This is a genomic window from uncultured Algoriphagus sp., assembly GCF_963974365.1.
GTDB lineage: Bacteria > Bacteroidota > Bacteroidia > Cytophagales > Cyclobacteriaceae > Algoriphagus.
The window spans coordinates 49634-67659 of sequence record NZ_CAXBBX010000019.1 but is presented as its reverse complement, the minus strand read 5'-3'; the positions used below and the strand labels follow the sequence as shown (position 1 = coordinate 67659).

11 protein-coding genes are annotated in these 18026 nt (G+C 40.3%); 3 read left to right on the top strand and 8 right to left on the bottom strand.

Annotated features, from left to right (window positions below):
- Positions 1–22: 22 nt before the first annotated feature.
- Positions 23–1024 (bottom strand): sialidase family protein, encoded by a 1002-nt coding sequence (locus tag AACZ87_RS20805; RefSeq protein WP_339870006.1) that lies wholly within the window; start codon positions 1022–1024, stop codon positions 23–25.
- A gap of 259 nt (positions 1025–1283) precedes the next feature.
- On the bottom strand, positions 1284–3035 hold the full coding sequence (locus tag AACZ87_RS20800) for a hypothetical protein (RefSeq protein ID WP_339870005.1): 1752 nt from the start codon (positions 3033–3035) through the stop codon (positions 1284–1286).
- A gap of 726 nt (positions 3036–3761) precedes the next feature.
- Between AACZ87_RS20800 and AACZ87_RS20795 the strand changes: the two genes are divergently transcribed.
- Both AACZ87_RS20795 and AACZ87_RS20790 read left to right on the top strand, forming a co-directional pair.
- Positions 3762–6848: a TonB-dependent receptor gene (locus AACZ87_RS20795; protein ID WP_339870004.1), complete on the top strand. Its 3087-nt coding sequence runs from the start codon at positions 3762–3764 to the stop codon at positions 6846–6848.
- Positions 6849–6891: 43 nt separating this feature from the next.
- Entirely contained in the window at positions 6892–8637 is a 1746-nt protein-coding gene (locus AACZ87_RS20790; RefSeq protein WP_339870003.1) for a RagB/SusD family nutrient uptake outer membrane protein, read from the top strand.
- 346 nt (positions 8638–8983) lie between these two features.
- On the opposite strand, the gene AACZ87_RS20785 is transcribed toward AACZ87_RS20790, so the two are convergent.
- Both AACZ87_RS20785 and AACZ87_RS20780 read right to left on the bottom strand, forming a co-directional pair.
- Positions 8984–10819, bottom strand: coding sequence for a metallophosphoesterase (locus AACZ87_RS20785; RefSeq protein WP_339870002.1), 1836 nt, complete (start codon positions 10817–10819; stop codon positions 8984–8986).
- A 15-nt stretch (positions 10820–10834) separates the two neighbouring features.
- A complete protein-coding gene (locus tag AACZ87_RS20780; RefSeq protein ID WP_339870001.1) occupies positions 10835–11914 on the bottom strand; it encodes a phosphatidylinositol-specific phospholipase C1-like protein in 1080 nt (359 codons plus the stop codon).
- 251 nt (positions 11915–12165) lie between these two features.
- Between AACZ87_RS20780 and AACZ87_RS20775 the strand changes: the two genes are divergently transcribed.
- Positions 12166–13983, top strand: a complete 1818-nt coding sequence (locus tag AACZ87_RS20775) for an alkaline phosphatase (RefSeq protein ID WP_339870000.1) — start codon at positions 12166–12168, stop codon at positions 13981–13983.
- A gap of 8 nt (positions 13984–13991) precedes the next feature.
- On the opposite strand, the gene AACZ87_RS20770 is transcribed toward AACZ87_RS20775, so the two are convergent.
- The 4 genes from AACZ87_RS20770 to AACZ87_RS20755 all read right to left on the bottom strand — a co-directional run bounded on the left by AACZ87_RS20770 (position 13992) and on the right by AACZ87_RS20755 (position 18001).
- Positions 13992–14183 carry a hypothetical protein gene (locus AACZ87_RS20770; RefSeq protein ID WP_283411681.1) on the bottom strand — a complete coding sequence of 64 codons (192 nt, stop codon included), beginning with the start codon at positions 14181–14183 and terminating at the stop codon, positions 13992–13994.
- Positions 14184–14339: 156 nt separating this feature from the next.
- Positions 14340–15824 carry a sulfatase-like hydrolase/transferase gene (locus AACZ87_RS20765; RefSeq protein WP_339869999.1) on the bottom strand — a complete coding sequence of 495 codons (1485 nt, stop codon included), beginning with the start codon at positions 15822–15824 and terminating at the stop codon, positions 14340–14342.
- On the bottom strand, positions 15814–16479 hold the full coding sequence (locus tag AACZ87_RS20760) for a TetR/AcrR family transcriptional regulator (protein ID WP_339869998.1): 666 nt from the start codon (positions 16477–16479) through the stop codon (positions 15814–15816). Before AACZ87_RS20760 ends, AACZ87_RS20765 begins: the two co-directional genes overlap by 11 nt.
- A 445-nt stretch (positions 16480–16924) precedes the next feature.
- Positions 16925–18001, bottom strand: a complete 1077-nt coding sequence (locus tag AACZ87_RS20755) for a glycoside hydrolase family protein (protein ID WP_339869997.1) — start codon at positions 17999–18001, stop codon at positions 16925–16927.
- Positions 18002–18026: the final 25 nt, after the last annotated feature.

The window sequence follows — 18026 nt, the reverse complement described above, 5'->3', positions numbered from 1 at the left end:
AAACTAGTTTTTGCAAAAATGCTTATTCTAGAGCCAAAGCGACATACTTTATTTTCTCTCTATTATAAGTGTAAGTGATGTGAACTTTCCCATCTTTTCCCTGGATGATTGCTGGGTAGCTGAATTCTCCTTTTGGCTGGTCTTCTAATACATGTAGCTCTTCCCAATTCACGCCATCCATTGACATCAATAGTGAAAGCTTATTTCTTCCGTCTTTTATAGGATTGCACACCAATAACTGTATTCCATTTTGCAGGGTAACAGCATCAATTCCCGAGTTATTGTTGACCAAGCTCGTGGCTTCCATAGTACTCCAAGTTTTTCCATTGTCAGTAGACCAAGTCGTTCCGATCACATCTTCTTGTGTACGTGCAAGCATTTGCAGTTTTCCGTTTGGATAAAATAAGACGGTGGGTTGAATAGCATGCAAATCGCCATTGTTGATATCTATCTTTTTCCAATTTTGTATATCCGAGTCTGTAGTTTCTACATGCATACTCCATATACCATTCGTTTCGAAGCTACTTGGATGGAGTAAAGTGCCGTCAGAAAGTGTCACCGATTTATTTTTCACTGGACCAAGCATCCCAGGAGGGATTTGAATGGCTTTGGACCAAGTTTTTCCACCATCATCTGAAGTTTTGTAAAGTCCCCACCATTCTCTAGGATTTGGACCTTCTTTGTAGAAAAGTACTATTCTTCCATTGGGGTTTTGATAAAGAACTGGATTCCAGGTTGGGTTTCTGAAGTCTTTGTTTTCCACTCCATCAGCCACCATTTCCGGAGTAGACCAAGTGCCGTTTTTTAATAAGGAGGTATAGATACTCACGTCTGGGTGCCGCTCATAGCTACCTCCAAACCAGGAAGCCAAAATGCCATTTTCCGTTTCTATAAGTGTAGAAGCATGGCAGGAAGGAAAGGGAGCCTCTTCATAAATGAACCCTGAACTTAGGATTTTAACGGTTGGATTTTCGTTGTTAGGAAAAAGGCTGAGCAGGGAAAGAATGAAAAAGAGGGTTTTCATGGGTTTTATTTAGGGGGAAATTTATAAAGAATAGAAGATAAGAATTAGGTTAGTATTCCCAAAATCCAATCTGTCATAGCTTAATTTTCATTCTGAAATTTAAGTATTTTGTAGTGCCGCTTTTCTACCCGTAAAGAGGTAAAATCAATCTGAGATACGTTTCAATTTATAATTGAGGCCACTTAAGTCTTTGGTCACTTTTCTTCTGTTTAAACAAGCAGAGAATCAAACGTTACTGCCATCATTGTGGATAATCACATCAATTATAAACAATCAGATTTGGGGCAGCTACAAAGACGTCCGATTTTCTAAATCGCAGATTTTTTCTTACGCTAAAGGCAAACTTGGACTTCCCTTCGTCATCTGTCGGGATAAATGTCCCCTTCAATTCTATCGTACCAAATATTAAGTTTTCATTTCGAATTCGCATACCTAGACTGATTCCTTGGAATTTTTGGTACCTATCTTCGCAGGTATAGCACTTCAGTTTTGCCCAATAATATGAAGTAAATGGAGCTATTCTAAATCCTATGAGTGACCAGGGCGTGAAGAGACTCGACTCAAATCCAAACGCAATTCTCTGTGTGGCATCTACTTCTTCTACTCGCAGACCTGGAATTAAGTTGCCCCTGATTGTCAACCAATCGTTCGTAACCCGATTGTAGAGTTGGGTATAGACAATACTAGCGGAATTCCTGATTTTGTAATTCCCCAGGCTAAATGCTTGCGTGTAATAAGTGCCGCCTGTCTGAAGGACTGCGTCTTCAATTCCGTTTCGGAGATAGCTGGCTCCATTCAAGTTGAATTCATAGAAGCTGCCACTTTTGGATGCTTTTTTAAAGTTGATGTTCAAATCTCCATAGGGACGTTGGTATCCCATTGTATTGGTGTAGCCCCAAGTGGTAGAGATGTTATATCCCGATGGAATATCCTCCGTTCGTCCGAACCCATAGACGTATTGGGTTTTGAAAAAGTCCTGCTCATACACCGTAAACTCAGCCAATATGCCTTTGCTGTCGTTATACCTGCTCTCGTCGATTACCTCTTCCTGGTTGGGCTGATTAATGAAATATCCATCAAAAAATCTCAGCGCCAGAAACTCCCTTTTTCTATCTTGGAGCGCTTTATTTGAGCCAAAATTATAGCCTACCCAGAGATCCATAATGTTGTATTTGTAATCTAGAAATACTGAGTCCGGTCTTGAATCTACATTCTTTGACCAATTTTGACTCCAGCCAGCACCGCCTGCAAATTTGGAATAGGGTGAAACTAGCGGCCGTTCCAAACTGATTCCAGTAGCAAATTCCTTCTCTTCACCTGCGCTGATTCCTGAATTCAACTGAGTATAATAGGCAGTGAAATCTGCAAAACTTCCTAAAAAGCTACTCTTGGTATAAGCTAGGGCTATTCCAACTTTTGGCGTCCGGTCATGGTCAAAAAGTATATCGAACTCAAAACCCTGTCCTCTTCCATCCAAATTGGCATTATACATTTTTAGCAAAGGCGAAGTAGGAATAGTACCGCTGATGGAGCCACCGAAACTAAAAATATCCCGTGTCACTACTGCCAAATCCACAGAGTCAGTTCCTGCGATAGAGGTGACGACGATTCTACTTTCCAAGATAAAAGATTGATCCCGCAGGTATCGCTCATTATCTCCCAGTTTATAAGGATTGAGTTTTTGGTTTGGCTTGATGAAAAGGTGTTGACGAATAGTTTTCTCCCGGGTATTGGTGTGAAGCTTGTTTGCGATTCTACCTACTTTTTGGACAATGGGTTTTTCGGTTCCATAAATTGAGAATTCAAAGCCAAGGTTTTCTACAGTGATGTTTCGAATGATCATCCCTTCGTAACGAAGGAATTTTTCTTCTGCTTTTTCTACCAAAACAGAGTCCCTGTTTGTTCTGCTTATCAAATCCATTCCTTTTTCCAAGGCCTTCTGAGTGATGGAAACTTTTGTAGTGTCATTCTCATTTTGGGCAAAGAGATTCTCCATTATGCAAATGAGCATAACAAGGAGGAAAAAGCCCCTGAACGATGATTTTGGCACTTTTCTGAAAATTAACGCTGATTGAAAAATTGTAAATTTATTTACAAAATGATATGGTCGGAATACAGCATTTTTTCTGCCAGAATTACAATACTAGTGGATAGCTGGGGAATTTGGCTCGGGAATGAGATAGTTTAAGAGAAAATAACAGCGAGAGTAGGGTGGGCTTTAGTGCCCAATTGAGATAAAGGCAGTTTCAGGATATGTGAATAATTCTCATTTCATTGTGATGTCTCTTTTATTTAATTATTAATAATGTGTGTTGGTAATATTACTATAGGAGTATGATGTTAATATATAGGAGTTGTTTTGGTTAATATTTTGTGTTTATATAGCCAATTAATTGTATAGTAATTTGCGAGTATTCTTGAATTTTTCTCTGGCTATTTACTTTTTGATGATTGGGATAGTGAAAACGCTACAAGTCTGATTATTTGGGTGTTGTTTTTTTTGATTTTAGGCTTTGAATCGTCAGATTAATCGATTTTTCTATTTTTAGGATGGGTGTTTATCATGTGAATTTAAAGTGTGTTTTTCCTTATGTATAATTAATATAACCCTAAAACCGATTTAACGGAGGGCTGTTTTATATACAATACATTTGTGTCAAAATTCGAAAAGCCTGTTTCGACAGACCCACAGAATTATAGTATTGAAAATTCTTAGTCATCCAACACTTTAAATTTTATGAATACAAAATTACGAGCATCAACTATCATCTGTGCTTCGGCATGTTTGGTAACATGGGCTGGACTTATTGCCAGTCCGAATCCTCTAGCTGCTAAAGGCATCGACAGGGAGCTACTTCTAAAAACAAATGTTCCTGATGCAGCTTTGGTATCTAAAGGTCAACTGATCTCTGGGACCATCACAGATGAGACAGGAGCGCCTATGCCAGGAGCTACGGTTCGTGTGAAAGGAACTACTAACGGGACTGTTACAGATCTTGACGGGAAATTTTCCCTCGATGTGGCAGACGGAGCAGTTCTTCAAATTTCTTATCTGGGGTATCTCTTACAAGAGATTCCTGTGAATGGACAGTCAGTAATCACAGTTCAATTAGAACCAGATGCTACCCAATTGGATGAATTAGTGGTAGTTGGTTACGGTACGCAGAAGAGATCTGATGTCACTGGAGCGATAGGGTCAGTGAAACGTGAAGATTTTAATCAAGGTGTAGTTTCCAATCCAATTGATTTACTACAAGGTAAAATGGCAGGTGTTAACATTTCTGCCACTTCTGGAGAGCCTGGAGCTACACAAAATGTAATTATTAGGGGGATTGGTAGTTTGCGTTCAGGCACTCAACCTCTCTATGTAGTCGATGGCTTCTTGCTGGATAATTCCTCTACAGGGGTAGCCTCGAATCCACTAAACTTCCTAAATCCAAACGATATCGAATCCATGGATGTGCTGAAGGACGCAAGTGCTACCGCGCTTTATGGCTCTAGAGCATCCAATGGTGTGGTAGTTATTACGACCAAAAAAGGAAAAGATGGAAGAACTCAGATGAATTTCTCCGCTTCTACAGGAATATCTTCTATGGCGAAGAAAATTGATGTTTTTAGCGCGGATGAGTTTCGTAGAGAAGTGGTAGCTGCTGGTGGAGCTTTAGATGATTTCGGTGCTAATACAGATTGGCAGGATGAGTTGAGTCAAACAGGGATCTCTAATGACCTTAGTTTTTCGATGAGCGGTGCGAACAAGGAGAATTTCTCTTATTTCGCTTCTGTAGGTTTTCAGGATCAGGAAGGGATTTTGAAGAATAGCGAGTTGAAGCGGTATTCAGGAAAGCTGAATATGAATCAGAAAGCCTGGAAGGGAAGACTAAATGTAGATTATAACTTGACGGCATCTCACACGGAGAATTTGAGACCTAGCATTACTTCTACAATTAGTGACATGCTTAGCCTGAATCCAACAGTAGCTCCTTACACAGACGGAGAACCTACGCTATTGAATACGAATGCATTGAATCCAGTTGCGAGATATGATTTGTACAGTGATAATGCTGCCAACAACCGTATTTTGGCGACTATCGCACCTTCTATTGAGATTTTGGACGGTCTTGTTTACAAGGCAAACCTAGGTGTGGATTACTCAAGCACAGATAGATATCAGCAGTACAAGCCTTACACGGCTGTAATCAATGAGTCCAATATTTCTGATGGATCACTGGATGTAGGGATCAGTTCAAATGCCAATAAACTTGTTGAGAATACGCTTACCTACAACTGGAATAACTACAAGCACAACGTGACTGTATTGGCTGGACATTCTTATCAGACGTTTTTGGATGAAACTAGAATTACTTCTTCAAGAGGATTTGCAAACAATAATATAGAGCCACGATATCAAGATCATAACAGTACTAGTGAATATCCAACCACTGTCAATTCTTCTGCCGTAAGAAACGAGTTGCAGTCTTTCTTCGGTAGACTGAATTATGTTTACAATGATAAATACCTGTTTACGGCTACTTTCCGTGCCGATGGATCTTCCAAATTTGGTGACAACAACAAGTATGGTTACTTCCCATCTTTTGCTGGTGGATGGAATATCAGCAAAGAAGATTTCATGGCAAACTCAGGCTTCAGTAACCTAAAGTTGCGTGCAAGCTGGGGTAAGACTGGTAATCAGGAGATTCCTTCTAAAATCACTAAGGCTAGTTACTCAGAAGATAGATTGGCTACTGGAGGAGGAAGTTTGAGCACTTATCCGATAGATACTGATGCCAATTCATTGGATGGATATCCATACGGAATTGTATTTACAAGATTGGCAAATCCAAATTTGCAATGGGAAGTATCTACTCAGTTTGACCTAGGGATTGATTTCGCAGTTTTCAATAACCGCTTGACTGGTACCGTGGATTATTTCAACAAAGTATCATCAAACATCTTGTTGGAAGTGGTTCCTGCTGACCCTGTTCAGCCTACTTCTACATATTGGAATAATATTAAGGACATGAAAATCCATAACTCTGGTTTTGAGCTAGGGTTGAATTACCACAGTGAAGAATCGCGTGACTTCTCGTACAGCATTGGAGGAAATATTACATTCATCCATAACGAAGTAAAAGATTCTCCTTATTCAGTATTGACGACAGGTGCAGCGCAAGGTGCTGGCCAGACTGGTGCTACCATCAACGGTTACATCAACAACGAGCCAATTGGTGCATTCTACATGCTTCAGTTTGACGGAATCGGAGAAGATGGTCTTAACAAGTTTAAAGATATCAATGGAGATGGAGCTGTATTGGACAATGACCGTAGCGTAGTAGGAAGTGCGATTCCAAAATCGATCTACGGAATTCAGATGAATTTCCGATACAAATCATTCGATTTGGGGATGAACTTCAACGGTACTTCTGGAAGCAAGATTTACAATCACACGGCCATGTCTTTGTTCACCAAAGCACAGTTGTCTAGGTCTAATAACACGACTGAATTTGCAGCTGAGTATCCAGAGGAATCATTTAACAACTCAAATACTGTATCGACTCGATTCTTGGAAGATGGCTCATTTTTCAGATTGAACAATGCAACATTGGCTTACAACCTGAATACGGAGAATATCGGTATTAGCAACGTCTTCCAGAATGTAAGATTTGCGCTGACCGGCCAGAATCTCTTTGTAATCACGGATTATTCAGGATTTGATCCAGAAGTGAATACTGGCTCTACTTCAGCAGGAATTCAAACTTTTGGTATCGATCGCTTTACTTACCCAAGAGCTAGAACCTTCTCTCTTAGCCTTAACCTAACATTCTAAAAAGAAATAAGTGATTAGTAAATCAAATAGAACTTATACTAAAATGAAAAATAAAGCATTTCACAAAATACTCCCGGTCTTTGCGTTCTTATTCGTAATCCTGGGCTGTACAGATTTGGATGAGGATATTCTGGACGAATCGCTCACTGGTACTGGTGAAGCGGAAGTTATCAGTGGATCAATTGCACCAGTGTATGGCATGCTTCGTCAGGTATGGTTACATACTGTGAATTTTGGTCTGCAAGAAGTTGCTTCGGATGAAGGGATACTTCCTTATCGAGGTGGTACGGATTGGTTTGATGGTGGGAAATTCATCGCAGTGCATCAGCATTTGATGACTCCAAGCAATGGCTTGGTAGGAGACGCATGGACTTATATCACACTTACTTTGTCAAGAGCAGTATTGGCTGAGGAAAGGTTGCGATTGGAAGTAGAAAATGGCAACTCGTCCGCTCAGGATCCTTTGTATGAAATGATTGCCATGAAAGCATACCTGAATATGTTAGCGTTGGATAACTGGGGGCTTGTTTTCAAAAAAGAAAAATCTAGTGAAATATCAGACATTCTGAGAGGTCAAGATGCGATCGATCACCTGGAAAGTGAATTGATGTCTGTTGTGGATGTAATTAGTAACGACAAAGGTCCTGGGAGATTAAACAAAGATGCTGTCAAAGCATTACTTGCTCGCTTGTATTTGAATGCGGCAGTTTATAGAGATCCATACGGTACACCTGATTTCAAGACTGCTGATATGGATAAAGTTATCAGATATACGAGTGAAATTATGAGTGGGAAGGCTTCACTATCCCCTGAGTATTTTGACCTGTTCAGCGATGATAACCACATGAATCCGGAGATTTTATTTTCTCTAGATCAACGAGGAGTTCTTGAAACAGAGCACAGCAGATGGGCTTACTGGCCTATCTCTGGGGATTTGATTCCGAGACCTGAATTTCCTAATACCCGTGGAACAGATGCTGTTGCAGTTACACCTGATTTCTTCAAAACCTGGGTAGATGCCTATGGATCAGTAGATCCTGCTGATGCTGATGCTCGCTTTTTCAAAGAAAATACAATCATACCTGAAAATCTTCAGGATCTTACTGGAGTAAATCCAACCAACGATGCAGATCACTATTATTCTATCGCTGCGACAGATTTCGAAATCAACAGAGGGATTCTTCGCAATATCATCTGGGGTCCTAGAAAAGATGGTGGAGGGAATATTTTGACTGACGATGAAGGGAAAGTTAAGATTTATCCTGTGATCAATAAGAGAAGTAGTGGAGCAAACATTCGCTATGTGGATCACACGCTTAAAGTTGATTTCACTACCGAAGGTAGCTTGCATAATGCGGGTTACAGATTCTCCAAGTATCAGTTTAGTCATACAGCTCCAAACTGCTGCAGCTACAGTAGTGTGGATTTAGTGTTGGTTCGTTTGGGTGAAATATACCTGATGAGTGCTGAGGCTAAGTTGAGAAAAGGCGATAATGCCGGAGCTTTGGCAGATATCAATACCTTGAGAGCGTCCAGAAATGCACGTCCAGACCAAACCCCTGCTGCATTGACTTCCATTGATATGGATATTCTATACCGTGAAACAGGATTTGAGTTGTATTGGGAAGGATTCAGAAGAAATTATCAAATCAGATTTGGCAAATACGAGGACAGCTGGACAGAGAAAACAGACACAGATGTGTTCAAAAGATTGTTTCCAATCCCTCAAAAAGCAATTGATGGGTCATCTAGTGAGGCAGGATTTTTAGAACAGAATCAAGGCTATTAATAACTAGCAAACCTATTGAATAAGTAAAGCCGATGAGATTTTTCTCATCGGCTTTTTTAGTATATGAGCTAAAGCAATGACCCAGAGGATCGGAAGTTTGGTAGGGGAGAATTCTTGTTTAATTAAGGTATCGCTCTTACAGCGTTATGTCAAAATTATGATTAGTATTTTTCGACGAAGCTATTGCTCTTATGTAACTCTTTGGAGGTTTTCCTGTAAGATAAAACTCGTCGAAAATCCAATTTCTATTCTATTTTTCGATGGGATATTATCGACAAAGTTAACTCTCATATGGAGCTCATTGGATCTTCATCTAAGGGGAGATCGAAGATTCAATCTTAAACCTCTAATCTATTCGTTCAATTGTGTTTTCCTCTAGATCGATCAGAAAATGATCCGAGGGTAAGGAGTAATACAATTTGCTGAAAATGTCCAGAAACTTAATTAGCTCAGTGTTGAGATTAGGTTCTGAGCTTTGCTTCATTTTAGCTACTCCAGTGAAAAGCGTTTCATATTTTGAGATTCTTGTTTCAGGTATAAGTTTCCGGCCTATCTCATCGCCATTTTTGACTAGATAAAAATCCTCGATGATCTTCGGTGCATGTATATCTGAAGTTGGAGCCGCCTTTAATTGCTCTTGAAGAAATATATTTCCTTCTTCAGGCTTCATTTTGCTCCAATCGATTAGCGCATCCGAACTCATAGCAGTGAGTAGAGAAACAAGTTCTTTTGGCCAATCCGAGGGGATAAATCTGGATTTTGTTAGTTCGATCAAGTGATTCCGGGTGTATTCCAGGTAATTTTTTGATGCTAAAATGGTAGTGTCCCAAATTCCAGGATCTTGCTTTTCCAGCAGCCATCTATGCTCCATTCTATAGAGATCAAAGAATTCATTCATATGATCTACGTCTGACAGAGGAATGGTCTCAATTTCAAAATTGTCTTTCTTCGAGATTTTTGCAGTTTTATAAGCAGGGGGGAAAGCAGCCAAAGAGGGTACTTGGATATTATACATGGTATGGGTGGTTGATTGGTCTTGATAAACTCCGGTGTCATTGATATGCATGTGTCCGGCAAAATGAATGTGGATGCCTGCAGTGGCGTAGAGTTCGCTGGTTTCGTTGGTAGGCACGCGCTCCAGTTGAAATTTTCTAGGTCCAAAGAGTGATTTCATTTCTTCGGAAGCTCCATCATGAAACTCCACTAAGGGATAATGGCTAAAAGAAATTAGCGTTTTACCTCTTTTTTCTGCCTCTGCAGCTACTTTTTTAATCCAGTCTAGCTGATGCTTTTTGGAAATGGAAGCTTCATTAAATCCAACTGAGGAGCCTTTCCAGCCTTCTTTCAAATCATTTCCCGAGCGGGTGAATACATTTCCATCCAAAGCTAGCAGCCAGATTCCCTCGATAGGCTCAACTACATAACTGGCATCCGGTAGAAATAACCCTGAGTCCGAAAGTGGGTACATTCTCTGTTCGAGGTTAGCAGAGGCCATAGCTTGTTCGAAAGAATAGTTTTCATAGTCAAGCTCCTGGAAAGGATGTGCCCAAAATAGGTCTTTTTCATCAGGGAAAAAGCCAAAATTGCTCAAAACAGCGGTAACTTCAGGATAACCCCAGAAATTAATTTGATCCGACAGGGCTACTTGAAGTGATGGGAATAATTTTCGGTCACCCGCAATTGCCTGCTCGCCGCCATCCTTACCTAGGAAATCACTTTTTCCTGCAATTCCTCCATATGGTTTGACCGTATCATGATTTCCCGTAGTCAGAAAAAAGCGCATCCCAAACTTACTGGAATAGTGCTCAAGAATTTTCTGTAGAGCTATGACATTCATCGGTTGTCCATCATCGGTAAAGTCGCCCGGAAGCACTACGAGTTGAATTCCTTTTTTCTGCAGATCTTCCAATGCGCTGATGAAAGCAAAATAGTTTTCATTGAAAAGCCGGGTGGAATTCAACTGACTTTTCATGGTTCGAATTGTCGCGTATTTGCCGGTTTTTGGATTCAGAATTCCATTAAAATCAGGTGATTGCAGGTCTGCATAAACGTCCTGAAGATGGATGTCTGAGAGAAAAGCGATTTCAATCTCAGCTGATCCTTGCGCAACGAGCGGTGTATTGGCGCCGATTAATTGCATTGCAGCGCCAAGGATGCTTGGAAGAAGGTATTTTTTGTTCAAAATAATGCAGTAAAGCTATTTGTTGACCAATACTGGATTAGGTCTTTCGTACAGGTTTCCTTCGAAATTAACTTTGTAATCTGATTTGAAGAAGGTTGAAGGGTAATAATAGTCCGTTGAGATTACTTGTGCGCCAGAAGCTTTTGCCTTTTCAAATGTGGCGTAATCATTTGCTCTGGCCTGTTTCGTGTCAGAATCCGCGCGAGTTCGAATCATATATCCTTTATTAACCAGGTCTCTGATGTAGGCTTCATCTTTCACTGCATTATTAATAATCCTGAATCCAGCGGTAGAATTACCTTCTTTTTTATTCACAAAAAGCACCGCATGCCTTAGCTCAGGCTTAGCTTCGAGATATCGATCGATTTTCTCCTCACTTTCATCCAAAACAAAAAGGAATTTTCCTTTTGCATCATCCAATTTAGGCCAGTTTCCAGCCAACACGCCAGCTTCCAAATCAGCATACTTTCCTTTTACCCTATCTGGAGTGATTAGCTTATTCATTCCTAAATGTGTCCTTATTTCCAGGTCAATGCTATCCAGCGCAGCAGCAGTGAAAGGTAAAGTAGCGCGAGTGCCTGGGATGTTTCCATCTTTTGCATTGATCAAAATGAAAATAGGATAGTGCTCAGGATTGTTGTCGCTCCATTTTTTGAGTGCTGTCAAAGCATCCGCAAAAAGTAAGTAGTGTGACTGAAAATCCAGATCCTGCACATGAAACAGTTTCATTCCAGGCTTGGAAAGTGCATCGCTAGGATCATAATCAGAAATATTTCCTCCGCTGGCCTTGATTATTTCCAATCCTTTTGGGTTTGAATATCTTCCTCCTGCGGGATCGTGGTACACGTCAAGTTCCAAATTTCTAAGTCCCAGATCTAACTGCGATTCTAGCGGAATATGTGCGTATTCTAAACTTTGGGCAGCAGGCGGGTTCAATTTAGCCAAATAGTCAATTAGTTCTGGTGCCATTTGGCTTTTGTAACTATTGTGACTGCCGATTACCTGAATTTGGTTGATTTTGAGGTCTTGAGCAGAAATAGCAGAGTAAAAAAACAAGCAAAAAGCTAGAAACAGTACCTTGGTGGTGGTTTTCATAAGATGTATTTTGGATAGCAAGTTCCTACTAATTTGAAGATGATTTTTGTTTTTTGGTTCATGTTTATGTTATGATTTAGAGGAATCTGAAATCGAAGTCAGCTATACAATAGCTTTATTATTAGGGTATTAATTCTTTACGCTGGTTTCTGTGTTTTACTCAAATGCTTTATAGTTTATGAATATGTTAAGGCTTTGTTTTTTGAACATAATGAAGGCATTTAATCCTATTGAATACCCTAATTTTAGGCATGAATAAATCCTTTTTAACTCAGTTATTACTGCTACTACTGATTTCTTTTGGCCTTTCTGCTCAGAATCAGGCAGCATTTCAAATCCATTCCCACAACGACTATTTGCAGACTGTGCCGTTTTGGACGGCGTATGGTGCAGGAGCTACTTCTATTGAAGTCGATTTAATCCTGAAAGATGGTATGCTGATGGCTGCTCATGAAGTGGAGAGTATAGACTCTCGACGTACCATAGAAAGCTTGTATTTAGACCCAATTAAAGAAGGATTAAAAAATGATATTATTCCTTCCATCAATTTTCATTTGCTTGTGGACCTGAAGACGGAAGCTTATTCTACCTTGGAAGTATTAGAGCAAAGCATGTTGAACTATCAGGGTGTGCTTTTTTCTGAAAGTAATCCGGGTGGATTGAAATTGATCATTTCCGGAAATAGACCAAATCCTGACGATTATAAAAATTATCCGGATTGGATGCTTTTTGACTATCAAAGTAAGGAATTAAGCAAGGATTTGCCTTGGGATAAAATCGGAATGGTGAGCCTGAGTTTTAGGCAGTTTTCTATCTGGAATGGAAAGGGTAGAATGGTGGAGGAGCAACGGATAAAGATTCAAAACTTCATTGATTTGGTTCATAGTTTTGGTAAGCCTGTGCGCTTTTGGGGATCGCCGGATAGCAAGTCTGCATGGAAGGCTTTCTATGAAATGGGAGAAGATTACATCAACACAGATCATCCAAATGATGCTGCTGATTACCTCAGTAAGCTGACTAAAAGTGTCTATCATAATACCTCAAAACATGAAGTGTATCAGCCTACATTCGAACTGGATGGAGCCAATGTGCCTGTACGAAATGTGATTCTGATGATAGGGGATGGTAATGGCTTGGCTCAGATTTCTGCAGCTTTATTTTCCAATGGTAATCAATTGAACCTGACTCAGCTGAAGAATCTGGGTTTGGTGAAAACTCAAGCGGCAGACGATTTTACAACCGACTCAGCGGCAGGTGCGACAGCATATGCCACGGGAGAGAAAACGAACAATCGAGCGATAGGAGTGGGCCCTGATGGGAAGCCTCTTGTGAATTTGCCAGATATTCTGGATGAGTACGGTTTTGCGAGTGGCATCATCACCACGGATCAACTGACAGGGGCAACGCCAGCCTCTTTCTATGCGCATCATCCTGAGCGTGACGATGCAGATCAGATTGCATCGTATTTGTCTAAAAGTAAACTGGACATGTTTATCGCTGGTGGAGGAGCAAAATTTTCCTCAGAGTCGAAAAATCTCCAAGATGCTGGTTTTACCCTGGTGGAGAATCTGGGCGAAACATCGGCGGAGAGAATAGGTTATTTTGTTGCAAATGATGCTTTGCCTAAAAAGCTGGAAGGAAGAGGAGAATATTTGGTAGAGAGTACGGCCTTTGGTCTTGACTTTTTAGCGAAAAAAAATGCGCCTTTTTTCCTAATGGTGGAGGCAGCCAATATCGATTCGGGAGGGCATGAGAATAACAGCTCCATGATAGTTTCCGAAATGTTGGATTTTGATCTGGCAATAGCTGAAGTGATACAGTTTGCAGACCAAAATCCCGGAACTTTGGTGATCATTACTGCCGATCATGAGACTGGCGGGGTTTCTATTCCGCAGGGTGATATTACGTCTGGCGCAGTAGAGCTAGCTTACCATTCTGATGATCATACCGGGATTATGGTTCCTATTTTTGCTTATGGCGCACATTCGGGTGATTTCAGAGGTGTTTATGAAAACACAGAGATCTTTCACAAAATCATGAAATTGGTAAAGCAATATCACTCCAAATAAGTTGCTTTCTATCGCTTGCCTACCAAAGTGAATGGCAGCATAAAGATGTTTCTGATCAGGTCAAAGGAAAGATCAACAGCAAATCCCAATAGCCTAAAAGGAAGTAATAGAAGCCATACTATTGGGTAGAGGAGAAGAGCGATAATGGCTAATGGCCAGCAAAGGATAAAAAGGATGCACCAAAGAAGGAAGCTTAGCATGTGGTTGGATTTGATTTAGGAGCAAAAATTGCAAAATATGTTCCAGCTCCAAAAAACACCTTCTCTGTCATGGAGATGGTGTTTTTATAGTTTTAGCTGTTCATTTATGAACAGGGTAATATCATGAAATCGGGCAACAATTGCTATTCCTTACTTCTACCTATCTATCTCTCCAAAATACCTCTTCAGCGTATAATCTGGCTGCCAGCGATCTGGTTTTCTAGTAAGTTTGGCTGGATCATACTCAAGTGGTTTGATCACCTTGGTAGTCAAAGCAGCGGTGTCACCTGAAGCTTTCTGCCAGTCTTGTAGCTGTTTCATCAACTCATCTTTGGTGCTGGAATACTCCTTGTTTTCAGCAAGATTATTCAATTCCAAAGGATCGTTTTTCAAGTTGAAAAGCTGGGTGTAATCACGTTCTGGATACCTGATCAGCTTCCATTCTGGTGTCCTCACTGCCCGCACCGTATATCGGTAGGCAGTAAAAAGGCTATTTCTCACTTCTGTTTCTTTTCCATTGAGAATAGGAGCCAAGCTCTTTCCATCAACCTGAGTTGGCTTCGGTAAACCAGCCAATTCGGATAAGGTAGGGTAAAGATCATAGAGATAGACCATGGCATCGAAGGTTTCGTTCTTCGGAACTCCAGGGCCTTTGATGATCATAGGTACGTTGGTGCTGTGCTCGTAGAGACTTTGCTTTCCAAGCAATCCATGACTTCCCGCTGCCAAACCATTATCAGCCGCATAAACGATGATGGTATTGTCGTAAAGATTATTGTCTTTCAGGGTTTGGATGATTTTTCCAATCTGAGTATCCAAGTGAGTTACCAACGCATAATAGTCAGAAAGTATCATCTGGATCACCTCAGGCTTTCTTGGCCAGCCGGTAAGTAATTCGTCACGTACCATTAAGTTATCGAATTCGAAAGGATGATATGGTTTGTAATTTCCCGGAAGAGGTAAAGAACCATCCGGATAGTGATTGATGTAGCCAGCTTCCGGAGAATACGGATCATGAGGTGCAGTGAAAGCTACGTAAGCAAAGAAGGGTTTGTCTGAACCTGATTTCGCGTGTGAATTGATGAAATCAATCGCCCCTTGGGCAAAAACCTCTGTAGAATAACCTTTGTTGGTTGCTTCTCCGAGTTTTCCGTTTTCGTCATAATCACGCATAGCTACACTGTAGTGATCAGCCATTCCGCCTAGATAGACATTTTTTGCCTGCTGGAAACTCGCTTCGAAAGCCTCCTTTTCATTATGCCATTTGCCGGTACCGAATGTAGAATATCCTGCCTGAGCAAAGTCCATAGGCATGGTTCGCTCATCCTTGAGTTTGTCATAAACGTGAAATAAGCTTTTGCCACTGAGTAACATAGCTCGGCTTGCTGCGCAGACTGCCCCGTGATTTCCACCCATTACATAGGCATTGGCAAAACGACTCCCTTCACTAGCCAACTGATCCAGATTTGGCGTTTGAATGTAGGGATTTCCGGACGCGCCCAGTGCATCTGCACGCTGATCATCTGCGAAAAGAAAGAGGACGTTTGGTTTACTCTGCGGTGTCTGGGCTAAGTTGTCTTGTATTGTAATAAGGGATAAAAGCGCTAAGCCTAGACCGAAAACTGTGATTTTACTGTGCATTATTTGATTCGAGCTGTGTATAACCGTATTTGGCTATGACTTTTTCTTTTTCTTCTTTGCCTTTTTCAGTCAGGTAGGGATTGATTATTGCCCAGATACTTTTGACCATTTCACCCTTTTCAGTAAAGTTGTAGGCAATCAATACTTCACGTTGTGATAGCCAAAAGGAAATAACCATACGGATAATATGTTGGATTCTCTCAGCTTCTTCAGCGTAATTACTTGCGATAAAGTTCTCTTCAATTAGCCTTTCGAATAGAAGTTCAGTTTGAGATTTTCTGAGTTCTAAGGTGCTTTGTATCAATTTGCTTACCTCCGGGAATGAGCGGGTAATTTCCAGGACGTCTAAGTTGAAAAATCTATAACGGTACTGAAACTCTTCAAACTGGATCAATAGCAAATGGAAGTTTTCTATTGAGGAATTAATAGTGTTTTGGTTTTCATAAATGCCACTCATTTCCTCCCTCATTTTCTCATGGATTGCCAATAGCAAGTCCTCTTTGGTTTTGTAGTGGTAATCTAAATTACCATGGCTAATGCCTATTTCTCCAGCAATATGTCGACTAGTCACACCTTGGACGCCTACCTCGTTGTATTGCTTGATGGCAGTTAATAAGATTTTATCCTTTGTTTTGATCTTTTTAGATTTTTCCATTTCGATTTATTGATAGATAAAAAAGATGGGCACTCAAGATAATCTGAATTAATAAAAAAGGAGATTATAAGTAATTATTATTGTAGATATCATTCAAATTTATTCTCAATTAGTCTAATTGTATTAACCTTTTTCGTTGCCAGGATTCTGATGTGGGTTTTCACTTATGAATGAGATGATTCATAGAGAATACATAATTTGAGTGTACACCTTCGAGTTGAATTTCTGTTCCAAAATATATAAAATAGTGCGTATGCACTATTTTATTGTCGGAAAAATTTATTCCAGTGGATACCCTTTAATCACCACACTTGTATTTGCTGTATTTCAGAAGCAAAATTCTGTTTCGATAATTAGATCTTTAAATGCCAATATCTTTTTTATCTAAAAGAATCTAATGTATTGATTATTAAAAATTATGGTTTTATGTGTCAATTTTGGAAGTTCAATCCTTAAGCGGGATAAAAACAATAAATGAATCATCGCCTTGTTTAGCGGCTAACCCTAAGGTGATCAGATTTCCACTTTCTTGATATACAAATGGTCGTTCTAGTCTATCGGGTTTGAGGATAGATCCGTCTTTCATCTTTATTTCTTTTGGCATGATTCGATACTCTGAAGCTTTTTGCCATTGGAGACCATCAGAAGAGCTGACCAAACCTATAAATCCATCAGACGCATGGAAGATCCCATAGTAAACTTCACGCTGCTCATCGTACCAAAGTGACATGTCTTCGGTGTCCAAATAATCAATTACCGGGTCAGGTTGAATCTCATAAGGTCCATCAGGGTGATCGCTTATAGCTATAGCCTGATTTCTGATAAATTTTGTTTCATTTGGTTTATCACCTTTGACAATCATATAATATCTCCCATCCTTGCCTCGGGTCACCGCTGGATTCACGGTCAAAGTCGTGATAGGGCCTGAAGGTTCTATAAGGGGCACGGACTGTCTCACCCATGGACCAGAAAGCGAATTTGAAACAGCCACTCCGGTACGCTGATTTGATCTGAGAATATGCCTGTTTGGATCTTTCAAATCCTTCTGGCTAAAACTCTTTAAATCACTTTCTGAATAATCTAAGTTATCACCCAGATTCGTGGATATGTAGTAGAGGTAATACTTGCCCTCAAAGTATTTGATCTTGGGATTATGTGCAGTTATGGCGTCCCAATGCCCTTTTCCATTGCTCTTCAAAACTGTTTCCTTGTATTCCCAAGGTCCTGTTGGGCTGCTCGACACAGCATGAGCTATCTCAGAGTAAACTAACCAGCCTTTAAAACTGGTGGATTTTGGCCATCGGGAATAAAAGAGATGGTACATATCATCATTTCCTTTGACAATCGATCCGCCCCAATTGCAATAACCTTCCGTTCGAAAGATATTTTCGGTATCCACTGGCAGAATGGATTTAGAAATTTGCAAGTCATCTTGCGCGAAACAAATTGTCTGGAGCGACAGCCAACCTAAAATCCCTAGGGCATACCTTGCAATGGGTACTTTTTTAAAAGAAATATTCATTTGAAGATTGTTTTAGAAACCTGTT

Bases quoted from the DNA above. Each gene is read 5' to 3' on its own strand.
- AACZ87_RS20805 (WP_339870006.1), bottom strand. From the start codon at position 1,024: ATGAAAACCCTCTTTTTCATTCTTTCCCTGCTCAGCCTTTTTCCTAAC.
- AACZ87_RS20800 (WP_339870005.1), bottom strand. From the start codon at position 3,035: ATGCTCATTTGCATAATGGAGAATCTCTTTGCCCAAAATGAGAATGAC.
- AACZ87_RS20795 (WP_339870004.1), top strand. From the start codon at position 3,762: ATGAATACAAAATTACGAGCATCAACTATCATCTGTGCTTCGGCATGT.
- AACZ87_RS20790 (WP_339870003.1), top strand. From the start codon at position 6,892: ATGAAAAATAAAGCATTTCACAAAATACTCCCGGTCTTTGCGTTCTTA.
- AACZ87_RS20780 (WP_339870001.1), bottom strand. From the start codon at position 11,914: ATGAAAACCACCACCAAGGTACTGTTTCTAGCTTTTTGCTTGTTTTTT.
- AACZ87_RS20775 (WP_339870000.1), top strand. From the start codon at position 12,166: ATGAATAAATCCTTTTTAACTCAGTTATTACTGCTACTACTGATTTCT.
- AACZ87_RS20770 (WP_283411681.1), bottom strand. From the start codon at position 14,183: ATGCTAAGCTTCCTTCTTTGGTGCATCCTTTTTATCCTTTGCTGGCCA.
- AACZ87_RS20765 (WP_339869999.1), bottom strand. From the start codon at position 15,824: ATGCACAGTAAAATCACAGTTTTCGGTCTAGGCTTAGCGCTTTTATCC.
- AACZ87_RS20760 (WP_339869998.1), bottom strand. From the start codon at position 16,479: ATGGAAAAATCTAAAAAGATCAAAACAAAGGATAAAATCTTATTAACT.
- AACZ87_RS20755 (WP_339869997.1), bottom strand. From the start codon at position 18,001: ATGAATATTTCTTTTAAAAAAGTACCCATTGCAAGGTATGCCCTAGGG.